Origin of the sequence: Stenotrophomonas tumulicola, from assembly GCF_014117215.1 — a bacterium.
Taxonomy (GTDB): domain Bacteria; phylum Pseudomonadota; class Gammaproteobacteria; order Xanthomonadales; family Xanthomonadaceae; genus Stenotrophomonas; species Stenotrophomonas tumulicola.
The window spans coordinates 187785-210339 of the sequence record NZ_JACGXS010000002.1; the positions used below are offsets into that span (position 1 = coordinate 187785).

Genomic DNA, 22555 nt, shown 5'->3' on the forward strand with positions numbered 1-22555 from the left:
GATGCCGGCGCATGGCGTCTTCCGGACATGGCCGGCATCCACGCACATTTTCAGCAACAGGAGATAGCAAGGTTGTGATGTCCGTGAATCATGGAGAAATGCAGGCCTTTACCCTGACTCTGGACAAGTTCCTGAGCCATGCTGCTCGCTGGCATCCGGATGTTGAAGTGGTGACGGCGCGCGAAGGAGGCAGCCGCGAGCGGATCGGCTACGCCGGTATGAGGCAGCGCAGCCGCAGGCTGTCGTCAGTACTCGCTGGCCTGGGAATCCGCATGCGCGACCATGTGGCCACCCTGGCCTGGAACACGCAGGGCCACGTGGAAACGTGGTTTGCCACCATGGGCATGGGGGCTGTCTGCCACACCTTGAACCCACGGCTGGCAGAGGCGCACCTGGCCAGCATGTTGGCGCAGTCGCAGGCGCGGGTCCTGGTGGCATCTGCCGATCTGGTGCCGTTGGCCCGTCGCATCGCATCGCAGGCAGGATCGGTCGAGCGGATATTGACGATCGATGGAACTGCGGAGACGGTCGATGGTGCGCCCATGGCAGTTGCGTTGGAACCGATGATCGCGCAGGCGCAGGAAGATGATGTGGCGTGGGGCGCCTTCGCTGAAGACGCGCCGTGCGGTCTTTGCTTCACCTCCGGAACCACAGGCGCGCCCAAGGGCGTTACCTATACGCACCGGGGCAACTACCTGCATACCCTGCGCAGCTTGCAGGCCGACAGCATGGCGATCTCGAGCAGGGACAGCGTCCTGCTGGCGGTGCCCATGTTCCATGCCAATGGCTGGGGCGTGCCATTCGCCGCACCGGCCGTGGGGGCGCGGCTGATCCTGCCCGGGCGCCAGCTGGATGGGGCCAGCCTGGCCCAGCTGATCAATGCCGAGTCCGTTACCGTGGCGATCGGCATCGCCACGGTATGGCTGGCGTTGGCCGAGCACCTGGAGGCAACGGGGGAGAGCACGCCTTCATTGAAGCGCGTCATCGTCGGTGGCGCGCCGATGACGCCTGCGCTGATGCAGCGCATCGAGCAGTGCCTGGGCGCGTCGGTACAGACCAGCTGGGGCATGACCGAACTGTCCCCCACCGGCACCATGTCTCCCCCTGACGACCCGGCACGCATGCCGCATGTCTCCGGACGTCCGGCGATTGGCATGGATCTGCTGCTCACCGACGCACAGGGCGTGCCCCTGTCCCAGCAGCGTGGGCAGGAAGGCCATTTGAGGGTGAAGGGGGCCAGCGTCATCGAACGCTACTTCGGCGACCTGCAGGCTGCCGTCGATGCACAGGGCTGGTTCGCCACGGGCGACCTTGCGCGTATCGACGAGCAGGGGAACCTGATCATCGTTGGCCGCGCGAAGGATCTGATCAAGTCGGGCGGTGAATGGATCAACCCTTCCGAGATCGAGGACATCGTGGGCGAATTGCCCGAGGTTTCGTTGTCCACGGTGATCGGTCGCGCGCATCCGAAATGGGGAGAGCGACCGATCCTGCTGGTGGAGCTGCGCGAGGGATGCACGTTCGATGACCAGGCGGTGCTCAATGCGCTGCGTGGCCGCGTGGCGTCCTGGTGGTTGCCTGATGAAGTGATCCGCCTGGAGCGGATGCCTTTGGCGGCGACGGGAAAGATCGACAAGATGCGCCTGCGTGTCGAGTACGGCGGCATGGACCCGGCGCTACAGGTGCCGGTGGCGCGTCCATGATCAGCCGGCGCAGCCTGCTGGTGTCGGGCGGGATGCTTGCGCTCGGTGCCTGGGCGATGCCCGCCCGTTCTTCCGCTGGCAGGTTCCAGGCTGTCGTCGCGCGGTTGCGGCGCTTCGTCGAGGACGGCGAGTTGCCGTTCGCCTCCCTGCGCATTGCTTCCCACGGCCGCGTGCTGCTGGAAACGCATGTTTCGGGTGTCGAGCAGGTGGGGCCGGACAGTCTGTATCGCATCTATTCGATGACCAAGCCGATAGTGGCGGCCGGCATTGCGCTGCTGGTGGAGGACGGTCGGCTTGGCCTCGACGATCCCGTGGCAAGGTATGTCCCCGAATTCGCCGACATGACGGTATTGGCAGGTTCGTCCGGTCAGCGGGAAGTGGCCAGGCCGATGCGGGTAAGCCAATTGCTGACCCATAGCTGTGGACTGGCCAACAGTTGGGGAGACGGGCGGGTAGCGCCGCTCTACAGGGAAGCAGGGTTGGTCGCCAATGCCTGGATGTTCGATCCGCAACTGGGCGGTCTGGAGGGCTTCGCCCGCAGGTTGGGTACCTTGCCGCTGGAGTTCCAGCCGGGCTCAAACTGGATTTATGGCTATGGGCTGGATATCGCCGGCCTGGTCATCGAGCGGCTAAGTGGCAAGCGGCTGGGCGCCTTCCTGCAAGAGCGCATCTTCGCTCCGTTGGGCATGGCATCGACGGGCTTCTTCGTCCCGGAGGGCCAGGCCGGTCGATTGACGGGCCTTTACTCCACCAGCAACGGTGCGCTGGTACGAACGGGGGACAGGGCCGAGCGCAATCCACTTGATCGCCCCCTCGCGGATTCGGGGAGTGCTGGGCTGGTCTCCACGCTCGGTGATTACGGACGCTTCGCCGACATGTTGGCGAACCGGGGCAGCGTGGGCAAGGTACGTGTCATGGCCGAGGCGTCTGCCCGCCGGATGATGGCGCCGCATGGACCGCAGGCCCCGTTGGTCGCGTCTCTTGAGCGTTTCGGTGGATATGCGCAAGGCAGTGTCGGACAGGCGCTGGGCGGCATTGTCCGGCTCGACGACCACGGCAGCCCCGGCTCGGCAGGCGAGTATGCGTGGGGCGGCGCTGCCGGCACGGGGTTTGGTGCCGCGCCCGGTCCGGGATTGTCCTTCACCTTGATGACCCAGTTGATGCCCGCCACCGTATCGGTGCGCGAGGTGCTGCGGCCGCTGATATATGCGGCGCTGGCAGGCCGTGCGTGAATGCCTGGTATTCCGGACATCAATGGCCTGGCTGCCTTGGCCGTGCGTTGACGCGGCGGATTCGCGCTGAATAGACTTGACCGAATCCTTGTTTACGAAGACAGTGGCGCAATGCCCACGGCCGCAAAACCCAAGATAAAGAAGGTCGCGAAGAAACGGGTTCGCCGCAGCAAGGTCGAACAACGGGCGGAAAGCATCGAACAGATCCTCGATGCCGCCGAACTGCTTTTTTCGAAGCATGGCCTGCATGGCGTTACGTTGCGCGATGTGGCCCACCATGTCGGTGTCCACACCACGCTGGTGAACTACTACTTCCAGGACAAGCAGAACCTGTTCGAAGCGGTATTCGCACGGCGTGCCAGCGTGACCAGCGACGTGCGCATGGCCGCGCTGGAAAAGTACGAGGCCGAAGCCGGCGACACGCCCAGCGTAGAGGGCGCCCTGCATGCATTCCTGGACACTGACCTGGATCTTTACCTGGAGGGCGGGGAAGGCTGGATGAACTACGCCGCCTTCTGCGCACGGGCGAGCAACACGCCCGAGGGCGCCGCGTTGATGGATCGCTACTTCGATCCGGTGGTGCTGAAGCTGGTCGGCATCCTCAAGCGCGCGCTGCCCGACTATGCCGACGAGGACATTTTCTGGGGTTACCACTTCGTAACCGGCACCCTGATGAACACATTGGCGCGGACCGGCCGTATCGACAGGCTTTCGGGTGGGCTGTGCCGCTCCGATGATTTCGCCGCGGTGAAGCAGCGGGTCGCGCGCTTCATGGCGGCGGGTTTCATGTCGCTAAGGGCCGGGCAATAGGCCAAGGTGCTCGCGCGCGCCATGGAGATCGCCAGGCGCAGGTGACCCGCACACCGTGGTGGGCGGGTCGGATGCGGGTCGATCAGGGCTTGGGCAGCGGCGGCGATGCCAGGCCGGTGTTCCAGTTCCAGGGCAGCGTGCCGGCCGCACGACGTCGCAGCATGGCCTCCTCATGCAGTTCGTACATGCCGGGCAGCAGCCCTGTGGATGCTTTCGGCATGTCGGCAAAATGCATGAACGCTGCGTTGGTGCCGTAAGCGGGCCAGGCCGGTGTGTCTGCCGCGCGTGGCACGCCGGTGCGCGCGAAGCTGGTCCAGTAGCCGATCAGTGCGTCCGAAAAGCGCCTTTCCTCCGGGGTGTCCGGATTCTTCGGCCAACGCGGTGGAGTGGCATCGAAAGTACCGAATACATAAGGAATCTCGCTGGCATGGAACCCATGCAGGTTCGCGCGGTCCGCCGCTGGATAGCCATGGTCGAAGTAGTACAGGTAGGCCGGCTGGCCGATCGCGGTCTGGTTGCGTGCCATGCGTTCGGATGTCCAGCCGTACAGCGCATCGCGGGTGTTGGCGAAGATGCTTTCCTGCAGGTCCGAGCTTGGATACTGGCGCAGGAAGTCGTCCGCCAGGTCGAGATAGCGCTCGCGGATCGTGGCTTCGTAAGCGGCCGCGCTGGCGGGCACCGGCGGCGCCAGGATGCTCAGCGAGCGGATCTCGCCGCTGTTGAACCCGACCAGGATCGGCACGGCGGCCTGGTCGCCATGCTCGTAGGTTTCGACCAGTTGCCGCGCCAGTACCTGCCCATCGATGGTGGCCCACGGTGCGAAGCCGGCGACGGCGGCGGCATCGGAAACTTCCTGGCCGCCCATGGCGCGTAGTGCCGCGATATCCGAAGCGTTGAGCTTGGCCGCGATGAACGTGCCGACGTCCTCGGCGGCGGGTTCGCCATGCACGCTTTCGGTCAATGCGGGCGTGGAGATCATGTAGGCGCTCTGCAGGATCGCCTTATGGAACAATCCGCGGGCCGGAGCGGCGGCCATCAGGTACATCACGCTGAGCGCGCCGGCGGATTCGCCTGCGATGGTGACGTTCGATGGGTCGCCGCCGAGCCCGGCGATGTTGGCCCTTACCCAGTCCAGTGCCGCGACCTGGTCGAGCAGCCCATAGTTGCCCGACACGCCCTGCGCTGATTCGGCGGAGAGTTCCGGGTGTGCCAGGTAACCCAGCACGCCCAGGCGGTAGTTGATCGACACCACGACAACACCGCGCTGCGCAAGCCTGGAACCATCATAGAACGGTTCTTTCGAAGCGCCGGTGCGCAGTGCACCGCCGTGGATCCAGACCAGTACCGGGGCGTTGCTGGCGTCGGCCGGTGCCCACACGTTCAAGCTCAGGCAATCTTCGCTGGTGGTGCCGATGTCCTGCGCATAGATGCTCTGCACGCGGTTGGAGGGCTGGATGCAGGCCGCGCCGAACCGGGTCGCATCCTTTATGCCCTGCCAGGCCTGCACCGGGGCAGGCGCCTTCCATCGCAGCGTCCCGACGGGTGGTGCGGCGAAGGGGATTCCCTTGAACACATGCAATGGGCCTTCCACCGCCCCACGCAGCTTGCCGCTGGCAGTCTCCGCAATGGGCCCGGCACCCGCCCCCGGCGTTGCCGACTGAGCGAGCATGGGGGAAGCAAGGAGAATGGCGAGCGCGGCCCGCCTTGCGGTCAGCACGCCGATGTTGCGCAGGCTCGGCTGGGTCATGGGGTGGCTCCCTTGTTCGCGATCGTTTGGATGGTGGGCCGTTGCAATACCTTGGCCAGCCACAGGAACAGCCCGATGGCGAGCAGGTAGAACGGCGTCAGCGTATACAGGGCCATCTGCAGCGAATTCTGTGGATGCGTGGCGCGGAACCAGTCGCTGGCTGCGCCGACGTACGTCGGTCCCAGTCCCAGGCCGATGAAGTTCATGACCAGCAGCAGCAGGGCACCGGACATGACGCGCTGGTCGGGGCGGACTTCCTGCTGTACCAGGGTGACCGAGGAGGTCAGGTAGAAGTAATTGAGGAAGTTCGGCCCGAGCAGGAACAACAGCGCGAGCGGCCAGCTGGGTGCCCACACGAAGGCCAGGTACAGCGGGATGGCCAGGGTCAATGAGGCTGCAGGGAGCAGCGCGTAATAGGTCCTGGAGCGTTTGGTCAGGCGGTCGATCATGCGTCCGGAAACATAGATGCCTCCGCCCATTCCAACGGCGACGACCAGCGCATACCAGACGGCGACATCACTGAACTGCATGCCTTTTTCGCGCATCAGGAACAGCGTGGTGAAGTTGCTCAGCCCATAGGTGATGAACTGGGTAGCGCCGCTGCCAAGCGCGGCGAGCAGCAGTTCGGGGCGGGTGAAGAACATCCCCATGGTTTCCCAGAAGCCTGCCTTCCCCTGCTTGACCACGGCCGGATCCAGCGCGCCGCGGGGCGGTTCACGGACGGTCAGCACGAACACAAGTGATGTGATGACACCAAGCGCACCCAGCACGATGAAGGCGTAGCGCCAACTGTAGGCAGCGGCAATGGAGGCGCCGAAGGCGATTCCCAGTGCCGTCCCGATCGGTGGGCCCAGGTTGTAGATGCCCAGTGCGGTTCCACGGCGGCCCGGGGGAAAACAGTCGGAAATGATGGCGTAGGAGGGCGGGACCCCGCCTGCCTCGCCGACCCCGACGGTCATTCGTGCGATAGCCAGCTGCGGATAGGTGCGTGCCAGCCCACAGGCTACGGTGGCGGCACTCCACAGCGCGCAGGCGAAGGCAAGCAGTTTGACCCGGTTGGTGTTGTCGGCCAGCCAGCCAACCGGAATCGCGATGAAGCAATAGAACATCGCGAAGTAGAGCCCTCCGATCAGTCCCAGCTGACTGTCGCTGATGTGCAGCGTGTCCTGGATCGGTTTGGCCAGGATTGCCAACAGTTGCCTGTCGAGGAAGTTCAGCACATAGATGAAACACAACATGCCCAGTGTTACCCAGGCGCGCGGTGACGTTCGCCCGCGTTCGAGTTCAATTGGCACCTGGAGCCCTCCCTCCAAGCTGATCGGTATTGATCGCGTATCGGCATCATGCGGTCAAACCGTCGACGCCGTCAACATTCACTATAGCGCGCGTGAATATGTGTATCGGCGCCCCGCAGGACTGCCGGATACCTCCTGCCAGAAGGGCACCCGGCCCGTTGGTGCACACCGGGCAACACCGTGAGCCCGCGCGCGGATCTACTGCCCCCGCGCTGTGCTGCCTACGCTGGCAACCCACGGCTTCCTGCCGTGACCGGTGTCAGACGCCGCTGGCAGGCGCCTTGCCTTCAATCGAGCCGCAAGGCGCCTGGTTGCCAGTCAGCCAACGGGGCCGATCCGGGTGATCGGACCCTCTCTCCCTGGAGATTTCAACATGTTCAGCCTGGAAACTACTGCAAACCCCATCCCGCCGGCACTCGACGAACTGGTTCCGTCGCGCTACGCGCTGAAGGTGGGTGATATCGATGTGCTGGTGGTCAGTGACGGCGTGCTGCCACTGCCCACCCAGATGTTGGGCCACAACGCCGAACCGGCCGCGCGCGCGGCCTGGCTGGAAGACATGTACCTGCCACAGGATGCGTTCGACTGGGCATTGAACGTGCTGGTGGCGCAGAGTGGTGATCGCACCATCCTGATCGACGCAGGGCTGGGGCTCGACCCGGACCTGCAGCTGCCACGCGCCGGCCAGCTGATCCGGCGCCTGGAAGCGGCGGGCATCGACCTTGCCGCGGTGACCGACGTGGTGATCACCCACATGCACATGGACCACATCGGCGGGCTGCTCGTCGATGGAGTGAAGGAGCGCCTGCGCCCGGACCTGCAGATCCATGTCGCCGCATCCGAAGTCGAGTTCTGGAAGGCGCCGGATTTCACCCATACCAACATGCCGCAGGGCTTCCCGGATGCGTTGCGGGCGACGGCAAAGCACTTCTGGGCCGAGTACAGCCGCTACGTACGGACCTTTGAGGACGAGCATGAAGTGGCACCGGGAATCATTGTCCGTCGTACCGGTGGCCACACCCCGGGACACAGCGTGGTGCGGCTGGCATCGCGCGGCGAAGCGCTGACGTTTGCCGGCGACGCCGTGTTCGCGGTCGGATTCGACCAGCCGAACTGGCATAACGGTTTCGAGCACGATCCGGAAGAGTCGGCGCGCGTGCGCATCGAACTCCTGCAGGAACTGGCAGGGTCCGGCGAGATGCTGGTGGCCACGCACCTGCCGTTTCCGTCCATTGGACGGGTCGCCGTCGATGGCGATGCGTTCCGTTGGGTGCCCGTGTTCTGGGACTTCTGACCACAGCGCGGCGAAGGGCGCGCCTGCATGCAACCCATGCAGGCATGCCCGGGCGCCTATTGCACGGCGGTCACCACCTGTTGCACCAGCCGCTGCAGCTTGCGTGGATTGCGCTGCACCAGGATCTCCACGATACGCTCGCCATCGGTGTCGAACGCCATCGCCGATTCCAGCATTCCATCGAAGTAGCGCAGCAGCCCCATCCGTCCATTGAGCTCCACCGGTACCACGCGCAGCTGGTCCTTGCGGCGCAGGTGCGGGGCATACAGCAGCTGGGCGATGCGTGCGCCGCCCAGCATCGGCTTGGGGAAGCTGCTGACGATGCCGCCGCCGTCGCCGATCAGCACGGCCGATTCGGCCATCATCGACCTCATGGTCGTGAAATCGCCGCTGGATACCGCTTCGGCGAAACGGCGCATCAGTCGCTGGTGGACGTCCTGCGGGATGTTGTAGCGCGGCCGCGCCTGGCGCAGTTGCTGGCGTGCGCGATGTACGATCTGCCGGCACGCTGCTTCGGACTTGTCCAGCGTGCGGGCAACGACGTCATAGCCCTGGTCGAGTACATCGTGCAGCAGGAAGGCGGCGCGCGCATCCGGTGCCAGCCGCTCCAGCACGTTGAGGAAGGCGACCGAAAGATCACTGGCGGTTTCCAGAATGTACTCAGGGGTGGTGGCATCGTCGGTGAGCAGCGGTTCGGGCAGCCACATGCCGACATAGTGTTCGCGCGTGCGTCGCGCCAGGCGCAGGCCGTCGATTGCGCGGCGCGTGGTGGTGGCAACCAGCCAGGCCTCGGGATTGTCGATGTCCGCCTGCACGGCACCGTGCCAGCGCAGCCACACGTCCTGCACCACGTCTTCTGCTTCGGCCACCGAACCGAGCATGCGGTACGCCACGCCGAACAGGCGCGGGCGGAGATGGGTGAACAGGGCGGTAGGGTCTTCCATGGAAGGGCAGACGGGACAGATGCCCCGATTGTGACACCACGGCAGCAGCCGGGCATCGGCCCGGCTGCTGGACATCATGCCGTTGCTGGGCCGGAGGGCCCGCCCCTCAGCGTGGCGGCAGCACGGCTGGCTTGCCGATGTCCTTGAGCAGGAACACCACGAATTTCGCCGGTTCGGCGGTGCTGGCATTACGGCCGACGGTGTGCAGGTCCTGCGGGCCTTCATGGAAGGCTTCGCCTGGGCCTAGCGTGACCTCGCGGCCACCGGCTACGCCCATCACGATGCGCCCTTCGAGCACGTAGACGAAGCCATGCGCGTCGTGGCGGTGCACCGGGTCGGCGCCGCCGGGCGGATACTCGACGGTAAGGATCAGCGCTTCCTTGCCAGGGTGGTCGGGCAGTGGCTGGGTCAGCACCTCATGGACGATCGGTTCGGGTGCCTGGCTGGCGTGCGCGGCCGGTTCCGCTGCGAAGGTGCCGAGCGGCAACAGGGCGAGCAATGCGATGGACGGTAGGGTGCGCATGTCGGATCTCCTCATGGGGCCCGGCATGCATGGAGCATGCGGGCCGGGAAAGCGCTGTGCCGGCATGCAGTACGCCGGCACCTGAAAGCTCAGGCCAGGCCGGCCTTGTCCAGCCCGAACGCCTTGTCCAATGAGCCGGGTTCGGTACGGAAGGCGACATTGGCGCGGTTCCAGGCATTGATGGCCATCACCGCGTAAGTCAGGTCGATGATCTCCTGCTCGGACAGCTGGGTGCGCACGCGCTCGTACAGTTCGTCCGGCACGCCCTGCGCAGGCAACTGGGTCATTACTTCGGTCCAGGCCAGGCAGGCACGCTCGCGCGGGCTGAACAGGTTCGATTCGCGCCATGCCGCAATGTGGTGCAGGCGCAACGGGCGCTCGCCATGAATCGTGGCTTCCTTGACGTGCATGTCCAGGCAGAAGCCGCAGCCATTGAGTTGCGAGGCGCGGATGTTGACCAGGTCATGGAGCGGGGCCTCGATCGAAGTGGCGTGCGTCGCCTGCGAGAAGGCGGCCAGTTTCTTGAACAGTTCGGGGGACTGCTTGGCGTAGTCGAGACGCTGGGTCATGAGGTGTTTCCTTTTTGTCGGCAAGAAGGGGATGGACGTTGCCGGGCGAGGCTACGTCCGGCGAGCTGTTGCCGCTAGACGGCCGCAGGGACGCATGGTGTTGCGCCGTGCGCACCAATGCCGCGTGTCCGGCCTGTCACAGCCGGATGTGCTGGCCCGTCTGCAGGATATGGATCCCTCTTCCGCCCATCGTCGTGGCCTGATGCCTCCCAGTGAACGGGTCTGGCAGGAATTCCTTGCTGCGCTGGACGAACTGCCTCCCGATGCCCGCGCCGTGTTGTTGCTGCATGACGTGCTGGGTGCCGGGTTCGACGACATCGTGCCCCTGCTCGGCCTGGACCTGTCGGCCTGCCGGCGGCGACTGGAACAGGCACGCGCCTGCCTGCAGGCGCATGGCGATCACCTGGAGCCTGGAACACCATGAATGCCACCTCGCAATCGAGCACCAGCGGCGATGGCCGCGATCCACTCAATGCCTCGTTCTCCACCAGCTACGCAGGCGTGCTTGCATTCATCGCAGTGGCCGCCGAGGGCAGCTTTGCCCGTGCGGGCGATCGCCTGGGCATCGGCCGTTCGGCGGTCAGCCGCAGCGTGCAGAAGCTGGAAAGCCAACTCGGCGTGCGCCTGTTCCTGCGCACGACGCGCACGACATCGTTGACCAGCGAGGGCGAGCTGTTCCTTGAAGGTTGTCGCCCCGGCGTGGACAGCATCCTGCAGGCGCTGGACGAGATGCGCGAGCTGCGCGAAGGGCCGCCGAAAGGGCACCTGCGCATCAGCGCCACGTACGGATTCGGCCGCCGGGTGATTGCCCCGCTGCTGGCGGCGTTCCGTGCCGAATATCCCGGGGTGTCGCTGGAGCTGCTGCTCGATGAGCAGGCGCCGGACCTGGCGGCTGATCGCATAGACATCGCGTTCCGCGATGGCCTGCTGGAAGACAGCCAGGTCATCGCCAAGCAACTGGTACCGATGCAGCTGCTGGTCTGTGCATCGCCCGGTTACGCGCAGGCCCATGGCCTGCCGGCAACCGTCGAGGAACTGGCCCAGCACGCCTGCATCGGCCGCCGGCTGCCGGGTGGGCGCCTGCAGGGTTGGGACTTCCGCGTCGATGGCCTGGACATACATCCACAGCCTGCCGCGGCGCTGGTGTTCAACGACGCCGACCTGGCATTGCAGGCAGTGGTGGACGGGCAGGGCATCGCCCAGTTGCCCAGCTACCAGGTGCGGGAGGCGCTGCGCGCAGGAATGGTGGTGACCTGCCTGGACCGCTATGCACCGCATGACCGCGGGCACTACCTGTGCTACCTCAGCCGCCGCCAGCTGCCCAAGCGCATCCGCGCGTTCATCGATTTCAGCACCCAGCGCGTGCGTGCGCTCGACCTGGACGTGATATCCCACTGGGAGGCCCACCAGCTGGCAACCACGCAGGACGCCCACGCCGAGCCGGCCTGGGCGTGATTGCCATTGGTGCCCGCAGGGCAACAGCGCGCGTCCCTGTGCGGCTCTACTGCCGCAGCTACCAGACTCCTACGATTCACCTGCACCCCGGCGCGCTGCGTCGCCCTCTTTCCCGTTCTCCTGGAGATGTGTCATGAAGATCCTCGTCATCGGCGGTACCGGCCGGATCGGCAGCAAGGTGGTCGATCGGCTGCGCGCGGCCGGCCATGAGGCCGTGGTCGCTGCGCCGTCCACCGGCATCGATGTCCTCAGTGGCGAAGGCCTGGCCGAGGCCATGGCGGGGACCGACGTGGTGGTGGACCTGGCAAACTCGCCGTCGTTCGAAGATGCTGCGGTGCTGTCCTTCTTCGAAACCGCCGGCCGCAACATCCTCGGCGCTGCACTGGCAGCCGGCGTGCGCCACCACGTCGCGCTGTCGGTGGTGGGCACCGACAAGCTTGCAGCCAGTGGCTATTTCCGCGGCAAGATCGCCCAGGAGCGGCTCATCCGCGATTCCGGCATCGCCTACACCATCATCCATTCGACCCAGTTCTTCGAGTTCCTGCCCGGCATCATCCAGTCCGCCGGCGAGGGCCAGGTGCTACGCCTGCCGAGTGCGCTGGTGCAGCCGATCGCCGCCGAGGACGTGGCCGATGCGGTGGCGGAGGTGACATTGAAGGCACCGGCGAACGGCGTGGTCGAGATTGCCGGCCCGCAGCGCGAATCGATGGCCGGGTTGGCGCAGCGTTTCCTGGGCGCCACCGGTGATGCACGCCGGGTGGTTGGCGATGCGAAGGCCGGCTACTTCGGTGCGCTGTTGCAGGACGACACCCTGGTGCCGGCGGGGCAGGCGTGGACAGGCAAGGTGGATTTCGACAGCTGGCTGCATCAGTCCGGCCTGCTGCAGGCCCGTCCGGCCTGAACGGCGTGGCGGCCTGCCCGGTTTCGCTCCACGGGGAGAGGCAATGACTGGACTGAAACCTCCACCACCCAGCGTGCTCGACAGATACCAGGGCGAAGCTGCGCGTCCGCTGTATACCGGCAGGGTGCGTGTGAGCGGTGGTGAGGCACGGCACGGCCGGGCCTCGGGCGTGGCGCGCTCGGATGATGGTGAGCTGCTGGTCGACCTGCGCCTGCCATCCGAACTCGGGGGTGCTGGCGGTGGCACCAACCCGGAACAACTGCTGGCCGCCGGCTACGCGGGCTGCTTCCATGGCGCACTGGTGCTGGTCGCCGCGCGCGCGGGCCTGGTGCTGGACGATCCAAGCATCGAAGTGGCCGTGACGTTCGCACGCGACCCGGTGGATGGGTTCTACCTGCTGTCGGCGGAGATATCCGCCTGCCTGCCGGGGATGGATCCCACGCTGGCGGCCGAACTGGTACGCAATACCGAGCGCGTGTGCCCATACGCGAAGATGTTCCACCGCGGGATCAGCCACCGCGTCACGGTTACCGTGGCGGTGGAGTGATCCTGGGACCCACGGCAGCTGGCCTCAGGGCTTGGCCCTGGCGGTTGTTTTCCTGCGGCTGGCTTTCCTGACGGTGGCCTTCGGTGCTGCCAGGTGCCTGGTGCCGTGCTGGCGTGTAGCGCTTTCGTCGCCATGAAGCGTCAGCAGTGACTCCATCAGATGTTCATCGCTGCTTGAGCAGACACCCAGCAACACCACCTCGTCGCAGCCTTCCGCCGCGATGTAGGCATGGCCCATGTTGGAGTCGATATACACCGATTGGCCGGCTTCCAGCACCATGGGATCGTAGAACTCCGTGTGCACCTCCATCCGCCCCTCCAGCACGTGGATGTACTCCTCGCCGGAGTGGTGCACCAGCTCGCCGAACTCTTCGATGGTCTTGGCGCGGACACGCGTCAGTACCGGGATCATGCGTTTGCGGCGCAATTCCGGGCAAAGATAGAAGTAGTCGTAATTTGGCGTGGTGACACGGATTGCATCCTCGATCCGGCCGATGCTGCGCCGTGCCGTCACTGCCGGTTCGACCTGGTCGGCGTCCTCTGCGAAAAGTTCCGACATCCGCAACTGCAGCCGCTGCGCAAGCTGGAGCAGCTTGTCGTAGGTAAGGGTCAAGCGATCATGCTCGACCTTGGACAAGGTCGACAGCGGGATGCCGGCATGTTCGCTCATCTGCTTGAGCGTCCATCCCTTGCGGGCGCGCAGGGAGCGCAGCAGTCCGCCAATGGTGGGGTGTTGTGGGGTCATTCCTGCGGGATCTCCTGGAGCCCAACCGCTTTCTGCTGGTACCTCCAGCACGGGGCATGATCGCCTTCCGGTACGACCCTTGGAAAGGGCGGGCTGCTCGAAAGGCGTTCGCTCCACGACTTTTGGCACGGGTTGACAATTCTCTGATTAGGATCATTATCGCCGAATCAGGATATATCCGCCAGCCCGCGATACTCCTCGGGCATGGGACCGTTCAGTCGTTTCAGTCTGGAGGCCGTTCGATGCGTTCGATTCATCAGATCCTGTGCAGCGCGGTGCTGATCGCATTGCCGTTGCTGGCCCAAGGGGCCGCCGTTCCCGCCGCCGCCGTACCGCCCACGACGATACCCGCGCCGGCTCCCACCCCGGTGGCGGCGACGCCGCCAGAGGCGAATGCCGTGGTGCCCCGAAGCACGCCGGCCTTGACCGGCGAGGATGCGGAAGCCTGGCTGGATGGATTCCTGCCCTACGCGCTGGCCAATGGGGACATCGCCGGTGCCGTCGTCGTCGTGGTGAAGGATGGCCAGGTGCTGCTGAAGAAGGGCTATGGCTATGCCGATCTGGCCACGCGTACGCCGGTAGATCCGGATGGCACCCTGTTCCGGCCGGGTTCGGTGTCCAAGCTGTTCACCTGGACGGCGGTGATGCAGCTGGTCGGGCAGGGCAAGCTGGACCTGGACGCCGACGTCAACACATACCTCGATTTCCGGATTCCGGCACGTGACGGTGCGCCCGTGACGCTGCGGCAGGTGATGACCCACACCACCGGCATGGAAGAGCAGATCCGCGGGCTGATCACCGCAGACGAGAATGAGGTCACGCCATTGGGCGATGCACTGAAGCATTGGGTGCCCGAACGCATCCATGTGCCCGGTGCCACGCCTGCCTACTCGAACTATGCCACTGCGCTGGCCGGCTACATCGTCGAGCGTGTGTCCGGCGAATCCTTCAATGACTACATCGAAGGGCATATCTTCAAGCCGCTTGGCATGGACCATTCCAGCTTCCGCCAGCCGCTTCCGCCGGCCTTGCTTGCCGCCATGTCGAAGGGCTATGCCAAGGCCTCCGAAGCTGAGGCCAAGGACTATGAGTTCATCAGCCTGGCGCCGGCAGGCAGCCTGGCATCGACCGGTCCGGACATGGCGCGCTTCATGATCGCGCACCTGCAGGACGGCGCTTACGGCCAGGCGCGGATCCTCGATGCGGCCACCGCGCAGCAGATGCATTCGACCGGGCAGGCCTCGGTCGGCCCACTGAACCGGATGATGCTGGGCTTCTACGAAACCACGGTGAACGGCCACCGCGCCATCTCGCATGGCGGCGACACGCAATGGTTCCATAGCGACCTGCAGTTGTTCCTCGACGATGGAATCGGCCTGTTCGTGTCGATGAACAGTTCCGGGCGCGACGGTGCGACCGGGCATATCCGCTATGCGCTCTCGCGCGGATTTGCTGATCGTTACCTGCCCGGAAAGCCGGCCACGTCCACCGCGGTGGCGAAGGAGGAAGCCCAGCAGCATGCATCGCAGATCGCCGGCTCGTACACCAGCAGCCGTCGTCCGGACAGCAGCTTCCTGTCGCTGGCCAACCTGCTGGGGCCGATCAAGGTAGCCGCCAACGAGGACGGCACCATCAGCGTGACCGCTGCGATGGGGGTGGGTGGTGCGCCGAAGAAATGGCGCGAAGTCGCGCCGTACCTGTGGCAGGACACGACAAGTACCGATCGCCTGGCTGCCGACGTGGTTGACGGCAAGGTCACCCGCTTCAGCCTGGAGCCGTACGCGCCGATCATGGTGTTCGAGCGGCTGTCGAGCTGGCGCGCGTTGTCGATGCCGTTGCTGGGCGCCAGCCTGCTGGTGCTGCTGCTGACGGTGCTGGCGTGGCCGGTGTCGGCGCTCGTACGTCGCTACTACGGGGTGGGCTATGCATTGAGCGGGGCCGATGCGCGTGCCCACCGCCTGGTACGGATCGGCGCACTGTTGTCCCTGCTGGCGACCTCGGCTGCACTCGGCCTGGTGGTGGCCATGCTGAGCAAGCTGGAAATGACCAGCCCGGGCAATGACGGTCTCATCATCGCGATGCGCCTGTTCGCCACGGTGGCGCTGCCGGTCGGTGCCGTCATCGCGGTGTGGAATGCCTGGCATGTGCTGCGCGGCCGCCGCAAGTGGCTGGCCCGGCTGTGGGCGGTGCTGTTGGCGCTGGCCTGCCTGTTCCTGCTCTGGCTCGGGTTTGCCCACCACATCATCGGCTTTGGTGCGAACTACTGATCCGATGCCGCCGGCGGCGGCTGCCGCCGGCCCATTGCCCGTCTTCTTCCCATGCGCGAGGCCGCCGTGCCCCTTCGACTTGAGCTGCATAACGAACCGCTGCCGATGTCGGCGCCATTCCGTATCGCCGGCCGTGTGTTCGAGGCGATGCCGGCGACGGTGGTGACATTGCGCGATGGCGCCCATTCGGGCCGCGGCGAAGGCGCGGGCGTGTATTACAACGACGATCACCCCGACGGGATGCGGGCGACGCTGGAGGCGCTGCGTCCGCGCATCGAAGCGGGACTGGACAGGGAAAGCCTGCGCAGCCTGCTGCCTGCCGGGGGCGCGCGCAATGCACTCGACTGTGCGTTGTGGGAACTGGAGGCGCAGCGCAGCGGCCTGCCGGCATGGCGGCTGGCCGGCCTGGAAGGCGTGCGCCCGTTGTTGACCACCTTCACCGTCGGCGCGGATGCACCGGAGGTCATGGCCGAGCGCGCCGCCGCCTATGTCCAGGCCCGGGCACTGAAGCTCAAGTTGACCGGCGAAGCGGCGCTCGATGCCGCCCGCGTCCGCGCCGTGCGGGCACGCTGCCCCGGCCCATGGATCGGCGTCGATGCGAACCAGGGTTACGACGCCGCGTCGCTGCCGGCGTTGCTGCCGGTACTGGTCGAGGCAGGGATTTCGCTGCTGGAGCAGCCCTGCCGGCGTGGCAGCGAGAGTGACCTCGACGGCATCGAACACGTCGTGCCGTTTGCTGCCGATGAGAGCATCCTCGACCTCGCCGAGCTGGATGCGCGCCACCATCGCTTCGATGTGATCAACATCAAGCTCGACAAGTGTGGTGGCCTGACCGAGGGCCTGATGATGGCGCGCCGCGCACGCGAACTTGGCAAACAGGTGATGGTGGGCAACATGTGCGGGACCAGCCTGGCGGCTGCGCCCGCGTTCGTGCTGGGGCAGTACTGCGATATCGTCGATCTGGATGGCCCCACGTTCCTGGTCCAGGATCGCACGCCATCGGTGCGTTACGAAGACGGATTCATCCACTGCGGCGATGAGGTATGGGGGCCACGGACCTCCCCATGACTGCAATGGCCGAAGATCATGGCAAGACCTGGTTCGGCCAGCCGCGTGGACTGACCATCCTGTTCCTGACCAACATGTGGGAGCTGTTCTCCTACTACGGCATGCGGACGATGCTGGTCTACTACATGACCAAGCACCTGCTGTTTGCGCAGGAAAAAGCGTCCTTCGTCTATGGAACCTACACCGCGATGGCGTACTTCACGCCCATCGTGGGGGGCGTGATCGCCGACCGTTATCTTGGCAAGCGCAATGCCGTGATCCTCGGCGGCAGCATCATGGCGTTTGGCCATTTCCTGATGGCGTTCGAGTCGATGTTCTTTCCTGCGCTGGCGACCATCGCGCTGGGCAACGGCTTGTTCCTTCCCAGCCTGCCCAGCCAGATCAACGACCTGTACGCCGCTGACGATCCTCGCCGCGGGCGCGCCTACAATGTCTACTACGTCGGGCTCAACATCGGCGGCTTGCTGGCGCCGCTGGTCTGCGGCACGCTCGGTGAACTCTACGGTTGGCATTACGGTTTCGGCGCAGCGGGCATCGGCATGTTCCTGGGCCTGGTGATCTACGTATGCGGCCGCCGCTACCTGCCACCGGAGCCGCCGCGCCTGCGTGTACCTGCTGCCGCAGCAGCCGCGCCGGCGCGCACGGATCCGCGGGTCTGGTGGCTGCTGCTCGGTGTCGGCCTGGCCGCGACGATCTTCCGCGGCGCCTACGAGCAGATCGGCAATACCCTGCCGCTCTGGATCGACGGCAGCGTCGATCGCACGCTGGGCAGCCTTGTCGTGCCGATGACATGGTTCCAGTCGCTCAACCCCCTGCTGGTGATCGCGATGACGCCGTTGCTGCTGATGTACTGGCGGCGCCGTGCCGACCAGGGGCGCGAATCGTCGCCTGCCCGGCGCATGGCGTTGGGCGCACTGATCGTGGCGGCGGCCTTCGTGCTGCTGGCGGCGGTTGCCGGCAGTGCAGGGGATTCCCGTGTCAGTGGACTCTGGCTGGTGGCCTTCTTCGTGGTGCTGACCCTCGGCGAGCTGTACATCCTGCCGACGGGGCTGGGCCTGTTCGCCAAGCTGGCGCCACCACGATTGGGTGCCACGACGGTCGCGTCCTGGTTCCTGGCGATCTTCAGCGGCAGCCTGTTGGCCGGGCTCATCGGCACGCTGTGGTCGAAGACCAGCCATGCCGGTTTCTTCCTGCTGCTTGCCAGCCTGGCGGTGCTGGCCGCCGCACTGCTGTGGCGGCTGGACCGCCCGATACGCTCATTGCCATGACCTGACGGAGACCCGACCATGCCGCGACTTCTACCGACCCTGCTTGCCCTTGCCGTGTGCGCCGCGTGCAACCCGGTGGCCGCTGCCGATGCACCGCCGCGCTATGACCTGTTGATACGCAACGGCGTGGTCCATGACGGCAGCGGCAGCGACCCGCAGCGCGTCGATGTCGCCGTGCAGGGCGACCGTATCGTCGCGCTGCTGCCACCGGGGCGGCCTGCCAGTGCACGGCAGCAGATCGATGCGCATGGAATGGCAGTAGCGCCGGGGTTCATCAACGTGTTGAGCTGGGCGACCGAATCGCTTATCGCCGATGGCCGGGGAGTCAGTGACAGCAAGCAGGGCGTGACGCTGGAGATCTTCGGCGAAGGATGGTCGATGGGGCCGGTCAATGCGCGGATGAAGGCAGATGCCTTGAAGCAGCAGGCCGACATCCGCTACGACATGCCATGGACCACGCTGGGTGGCTACCTGGAGCATCTGCAGCAGCGTGGCATCACGCCGAATGTCGCTTCGTTCATTGGCGCGACCACGGTACGCATCCACGAACTGGGCGAGGACGACGTCAAGCCCAGCGCCGAACAGCTCGGCCGGATGCAGGACGTGGTACGGCAGGCGATGCGCGAGGGAGCGCTGGGCGTGGGCAGCTCGTTGATCTATCCGCCCGCCACGTTTGCCGACACCGACGAACTGATCGCGCTGGCCAAGGCGGCGGCGGAGTCCGGTGGCGGCTATATCTCGCACATGCGCAGCGAGGCCGACCGCCTGCTTGAGGCGGTTGACGAGACGATCGCCATCGCACGTGCCAGCGGCCAGCGTGCCGAGGTCTACCACTTGAAGGCCGCCGGCGAGAGGAACTGGCCGAAGATGCAGCAGGCGATCGACAGGATTGCCGCGGCGCGCAGCGAGGGCCTGGCGGTGAGCGCCGACATGTATGTGTATACCGCCGGCGGGACCGGCCTGACCGCCAGCCTGCCGCCATGGGTGCAGGCCGGTGGCCACGACGCGATGATCCAGCGGCTCAAGGAGCCCGCCACCCGCGCGCGCGTGGTGGCTGAGATGCGCAACCCCGACGTGCCGTGGGAGAACCTGCGGCTGCTCGCAGGATCGGACGAGCGGCTGCTGCTGCTCGAGTTCAAGAGCGAGGCGCTGAAACCGCTGAGCGGCAAGTCGCTGGCTGCCATCGCGCGCGAACGTGGCACCTCGGTCGAAGACACCGCGATCGACCTGATCATCGAGGACGACTACCGCATCGGCACGGCCTACTTCCTGATGAGCGAAGAGAACATCGAGCTCGGCCTGAAGCAGCCCTGGGTCAGCCTGGGCTCTGATGCGGAGTCGTCGGCACCGGAGGGCGTGTTCCTGCAATCCGGCACGCATCCACGCGCGTACGGCAACGTGGCGCGCTTCCTTGGCCACTACGTCCGCGACCGCAAGCTGATGTCACTGCAGGAGGGCATCCACCGGCTTACCGGCCTGCCAGCCAGCAACTGGAAGCTGGCCGACCGCGGATGCCTGCGCGTGGGATGCCACGCCGACATTGTTGTCTTCGATCCAGCCACCATCGCCGACCACGCAACCTACGACCAGCCCCGTCAGTACGCGAGCGGCGTCAGCGACGTGTTCGTCAACGGCGTACAGGTGGTGCGCGCCGGCGAACACACCGGCGCTACGCCCGGGCGCGTGGTCCGTGGCCCCGGCTGGGTGGCAGGCGCTGAATAGCGTGCCTGCCACTTTATTCTCCAAATGTGTTGACAATTCTCTAATCAGGATCATTATCGCCAATCAGGATATGTCTGTGCGTGGCGGCGGGGGCCGCAGCCAGACCACCGCTGATCCAACGTCGCCCGGGAGAGCAGGCATGACCCAGTTCCAGTCCGCACGGCCGTGGTACCGCAAGCAACTTTCCCTGGCGATTGCCGGCGCATTGGCGTGTTGCAGTGCACCTGCGTTGGCGCAGGACGCGATGACGCTCGACACGGTGGTGGTGACCGCCAACAAGCGCGTGGAGAACGTCCGCGAGGTCGGCGCTTCGATCAGCGTGATCGGCGAGCGCCAACTGGAGAACATCGGCGCGGTTTCGCTGTCCGACTATGCCGCCTACATTCCCGGGCTGCAGGTGCAGAACGAGGGCAGCCCCGGCCTGACCCGGGTATCGCTGCGCGGGATTTCCGCACTGTCTTCGGGTGCGACGGTGTCCACCTACATCGACGACGTGCCGGTTGGATCCAGCGGCATCTACCAGGGCGCGAGCGGGCTGATGCTCGACCTGCTGCCGTACGACATCAGCCGGGTCGAAGTGCTGCGTGGCCCACAGGGCACGCTGTACGGCGCCGGGGCCATCGGTGGCCTGCTCAAGTACGTCACGCGCGCACCGGAGGTGGCAGGTGAGGAAACGCGTGTCGGCTTCGGCCTGCGCTCGGTGCAGGGCGGCGGGCAGGAGTGGAACGCACGCTTCGGCGCCAGCCTGCCGTTGAAGGAGGATCGCCTGGGCCTGCGCATGAGCTTCGCGCGCAATGGCATCGCCGGCTTCACCGACAATGCGGTCGATGGACGCAAGGACATCAACGATGGCGACCAGATCGGTGCGCGCACCGCGCTGTCCTGGGACGGAGATGCGTTTGATCTTGGCCTGTCGGTGCTGCACCAGCGCACCCGCAGCGATGACCGTGCCGGCGTGGCACTGGATGCCGATACCCTTGCCCCGTTGTTTGGCGAGCAGGTTGATGTGGCGTGGCAGCCGCGGCCCTTCTCCAAGGACCTGACCCTGACCTCGCTCAGCCTGGACTGGGACCTGGGCTGGGGCAACTTCGTGTCGGCGACCGGGTGGTCGCAGACCGACACGGTCGACCAGATCGATTCGACGGTGCAGTTCGGCGAGGTTGCCGACCTGCTGGCCGGACTGCCGGAACCGGGCAGCTCTTCGGTGCGCTACAGCTTCGATCTCGACAAGATCACCCAGGAGCTCCGCCTGGTGTCGAAGACCGGCGGAAAATTCGAATGGATGGTGGGCGGCTTCTACACCAGGGAAGATGCGCTGCAGAGCCAGTTCGCGCGGTTGGACCAGCGCGATGGTTCGCCCTTGCCGGCGCCGTTTGATGACATGTTCGGTACGCTGGCGATCATCAACCTGCCGAGCACCTACAAGGAATATGCGTTGTTCGCCAACGGTTCCTGGCGTTTCGGCGAGCGCTTCAAGATCGATGTGGGCATGCGCCAGGCACGCAACGACCAATGGTTCAGCCAGAACGTACCGACCGGCATCCTTGCGCCGATTGGCGATGCACCGGGTGAATCCAGCGAGGATGTCTTCACCTGGAGCCTGAGTCCGCAGTTCAAGCTGTCCGACAGCGTGATGCTGTATGCGCGCGCGGCCACCGGCTACCAGCCCGGCGGCCCGAACGTTGCGTTGCTTGGCATGCCGCCGCAGGTCGATTCGTCGATGCTCGACAGCTACGAGATCGGTGTGAAGTCCCAGTTCGCCGACCGCCGGGTGACGTTCGATCTGTCCGTGTTCCGCATCGACTGGGAGGACATCCAGGTAGCTTCTTCGTTCAATGGCATCGGCGGCCTGGTCAACGGCGGCGAGGCCACCAGCAAAGGTGTCGAGCTGACCTCGCTGTTCAGCGTGACCGACGCGCTGACGCTGGGCCTCAATGCCGCCTATACCGATGCCAGCCTGAAGGAGGATTTCGATCCGACCGTCATCCCGCAGGGCGACTTCGACGTGATCCTGTGGACGGGCCTGGCAGGTGACCGCATGCCCTATACGCCACGGTTGTCGTGGACGGCGACGGCCGAGTACGCCTTCTCCACCGCCGGCGGCCTTACCGGCCAGGTAGGCGGTGCCTTCCGCTGGACAGGCGAGCGGCTCAACGACACCACCGAACGCCAGCGCATCACCGCACCGGGTGATCCGGACACGCAGTTGGCGCCGGACGACATCACCGCGCCGCTGAAACTGGGGAGCTATCGCGCACTCGATCTGTATGCCGGCATCGGTCGGGGCAGCTGGGAACTTCGCGCTTACGTCAACAACGTGACCGGGGAGAATGCGTGGCTGACGATGGCGCCTGTTTCCGGCGCGCTGTCGGGCGTGACCTCCCGGGTATCGGCGGTACCCATCCAACCACGGACCTTCGGGCTCGAGGTTGACCTGCGTTTCTGAGCGCGCGCCTTCCGCATTCC

19 protein-coding genes are annotated in these 22555 nt (G+C 65.7%); 13 read left to right on the top strand and 6 right to left on the bottom strand.

All coding sequences use genetic code 11. The features are described from left to right. Positions 1 to 77: 77 nt before the first annotated feature. The 3 genes from H4O11_RS06430 to H4O11_RS06440 all read left to right on the top strand — a co-directional run bounded on the left by H4O11_RS06430 (position 78) and on the right by H4O11_RS06440 (position 3745). On the top strand, positions 78 to 1703 hold the full coding sequence (locus H4O11_RS06430; RefSeq protein ID WP_182338574.1) for an AMP-binding protein: 1626 nt from the start codon (positions 78 to 80) through the stop codon (positions 1701 to 1703). Beyond that, a complete protein-coding gene (locus H4O11_RS06435; protein WP_182338575.1) occupies positions 1700 to 2935 on the top strand; it encodes a serine hydrolase domain-containing protein in 1236 nt (411 codons plus the stop codon). Before H4O11_RS06430 ends, H4O11_RS06435 begins: the two co-directional genes overlap by 4 nt. Before the next feature lie 111 nt (positions 2936 to 3046). Further along, the gene (locus H4O11_RS06440; protein WP_182338576.1) at positions 3047 to 3745 is read left to right on the top strand and encodes a TetR/AcrR family transcriptional regulator; all 699 of its coding nucleotides are present in this window, start codon (positions 3047 to 3049) and stop codon (positions 3743 to 3745) included. 82 nt (positions 3746 to 3827) lie between these two features. Here H4O11_RS06440 and H4O11_RS06445 read toward each other — a convergent pair whose 3' ends face one another. Beyond that, complete coding sequence (locus H4O11_RS06445) at positions 3828 to 5492, bottom strand: carboxylesterase/lipase family protein (protein ID WP_246333325.1); 1665 nt, start codon at positions 5490 to 5492, stop codon at positions 3828 to 3830. After that, complete coding sequence (locus H4O11_RS06450) at positions 5489 to 6787, bottom strand: spinster family MFS transporter (RefSeq protein WP_343042786.1); 1299 nt, start codon at positions 6785 to 6787, stop codon at positions 5489 to 5491. The genes H4O11_RS06445 and H4O11_RS06450 overlap by 4 nt, the downstream gene beginning before the upstream one ends. Before the next feature lie 373 nt (positions 6788 to 7160). On the opposite strand from H4O11_RS06450, the gene H4O11_RS06455 reads away from it, so the two are divergent. Next, positions 7161 to 8081 carry an MBL fold metallo-hydrolase gene (locus H4O11_RS06455; protein ID WP_182338577.1) on the top strand — a complete coding sequence of 307 codons (921 nt, stop codon included), beginning with the start codon at positions 7161 to 7163 and terminating at the stop codon, positions 8079 to 8081. 56 nt (positions 8082 to 8137) lie between these two features. Here H4O11_RS06455 and H4O11_RS06460 read toward each other — a convergent pair whose 3' ends face one another. From H4O11_RS06460 to H4O11_RS06470, 3 genes are all read right to left on the bottom strand, one after another. Further along, on the bottom strand, positions 8138 to 9025 hold the full coding sequence (locus H4O11_RS06460) for an RNA polymerase sigma-70 factor (RefSeq protein ID WP_182338578.1): 888 nt from the start codon (positions 9023 to 9025) through the stop codon (positions 8138 to 8140). A 106-nt stretch (positions 9026 to 9131) separates the two neighbouring features. Continuing rightward, positions 9132 to 9548: a cupin domain-containing protein gene (locus H4O11_RS06465; protein WP_182338579.1), complete on the bottom strand. Its 417-nt coding sequence runs from the start codon at positions 9546 to 9548 to the stop codon at positions 9132 to 9134. Positions 9549 to 9637: 89 nt separating this feature from the next. Continuing rightward, positions 9638 to 10117: a carboxymuconolactone decarboxylase family protein gene (locus H4O11_RS06470; protein WP_182338580.1), complete on the bottom strand. Its 480-nt coding sequence runs from the start codon at positions 10115 to 10117 to the stop codon at positions 9638 to 9640. 94 nt (positions 10118 to 10211) lie between these two features. Between H4O11_RS06470 and H4O11_RS06475 the strand changes: the two genes are divergently transcribed. The 4 genes from H4O11_RS06475 (at position 10212) to H4O11_RS06490 (ending at position 13020) form a co-directional block, all read left to right on the top strand. Continuing rightward, on the top strand, positions 10212 to 10541 hold the full coding sequence (locus H4O11_RS06475; protein ID WP_182338581.1) for a sigma factor-like helix-turn-helix DNA-binding protein: 330 nt from the start codon (positions 10212 to 10214) through the stop codon (positions 10539 to 10541). Next, positions 10538 to 11572, top strand: coding sequence for a LysR family transcriptional regulator (locus H4O11_RS06480; RefSeq protein ID WP_182338582.1), 1035 nt, complete (start codon positions 10538 to 10540; stop codon positions 11570 to 11572). Before H4O11_RS06475 ends, H4O11_RS06480 begins: the two co-directional genes overlap by 4 nt. 133 nt (positions 11573 to 11705) lie before the next feature. Further along, entirely contained in the window at positions 11706 to 12473 is a 768-nt protein-coding gene (locus H4O11_RS06485) for an SDR family oxidoreductase (protein ID WP_182338583.1), read from the top strand. Positions 12474 to 12516: 43 nt separating this feature from the next. After that, complete coding sequence (locus H4O11_RS06490) at positions 12517 to 13020, top strand: Ohr family peroxiredoxin (protein WP_182338584.1); 504 nt, start codon at positions 12517 to 12519, stop codon at positions 13018 to 13020. 24 nt (positions 13021 to 13044) lie between these two features. Here the strand turns inward: H4O11_RS06490 and H4O11_RS06495 are convergent, their stop codons facing one another. After that, positions 13045 to 13893 carry a helix-turn-helix domain-containing protein gene (locus tag H4O11_RS06495; RefSeq protein ID WP_343042788.1) on the bottom strand — a complete coding sequence of 283 codons (849 nt, stop codon included), beginning with the start codon at positions 13891 to 13893 and terminating at the stop codon, positions 13045 to 13047. 113 nt (positions 13894 to 14006) lie between these two features. Between H4O11_RS06495 and H4O11_RS06500 the strand changes: the two genes are divergently transcribed. The 5 genes from H4O11_RS06500 to H4O11_RS06520 all read left to right on the top strand — a co-directional run bounded on the left by H4O11_RS06500 (position 14007) and on the right by H4O11_RS06520 (position 22535). Then, entirely contained in the window at positions 14007 to 16031 is a 2025-nt protein-coding gene (locus H4O11_RS06500) for a serine hydrolase domain-containing protein (protein WP_182338586.1), read from the top strand. A 66-nt stretch (positions 16032 to 16097) separates the two neighbouring features. Then, the gene (locus tag H4O11_RS06505) at positions 16098 to 17099 is read left to right on the top strand and encodes a dipeptide epimerase (RefSeq protein WP_343042789.1); all 1002 of its coding nucleotides are present in this window, start codon (positions 16098 to 16100) and stop codon (positions 17097 to 17099) included. Continuing rightward, complete coding sequence (locus H4O11_RS06510) at positions 17096 to 18367, top strand: peptide MFS transporter (RefSeq protein WP_182338588.1); 1272 nt, start codon at positions 17096 to 17098, stop codon at positions 18365 to 18367. The genes H4O11_RS06505 and H4O11_RS06510 overlap by 4 nt, the downstream gene beginning before the upstream one ends. Positions 18368 to 18385: 18 nt before the next feature. After that, the gene (locus tag H4O11_RS06515) at positions 18386 to 20089 is read left to right on the top strand and encodes an N-acyl-D-amino-acid deacylase family protein (protein ID WP_182338589.1); all 1704 of its coding nucleotides are present in this window, start codon (positions 18386 to 18388) and stop codon (positions 20087 to 20089) included. Positions 20090 to 20228: 139 nt separating this feature from the next. Next, the gene (locus H4O11_RS06520) at positions 20229 to 22535 is read left to right on the top strand and encodes a TonB-dependent receptor (protein WP_182338590.1); all 2307 of its coding nucleotides are present in this window, start codon (positions 20229 to 20231) and stop codon (positions 22533 to 22535) included. Positions 22536 to 22555: the final 20 nt, after the last annotated feature.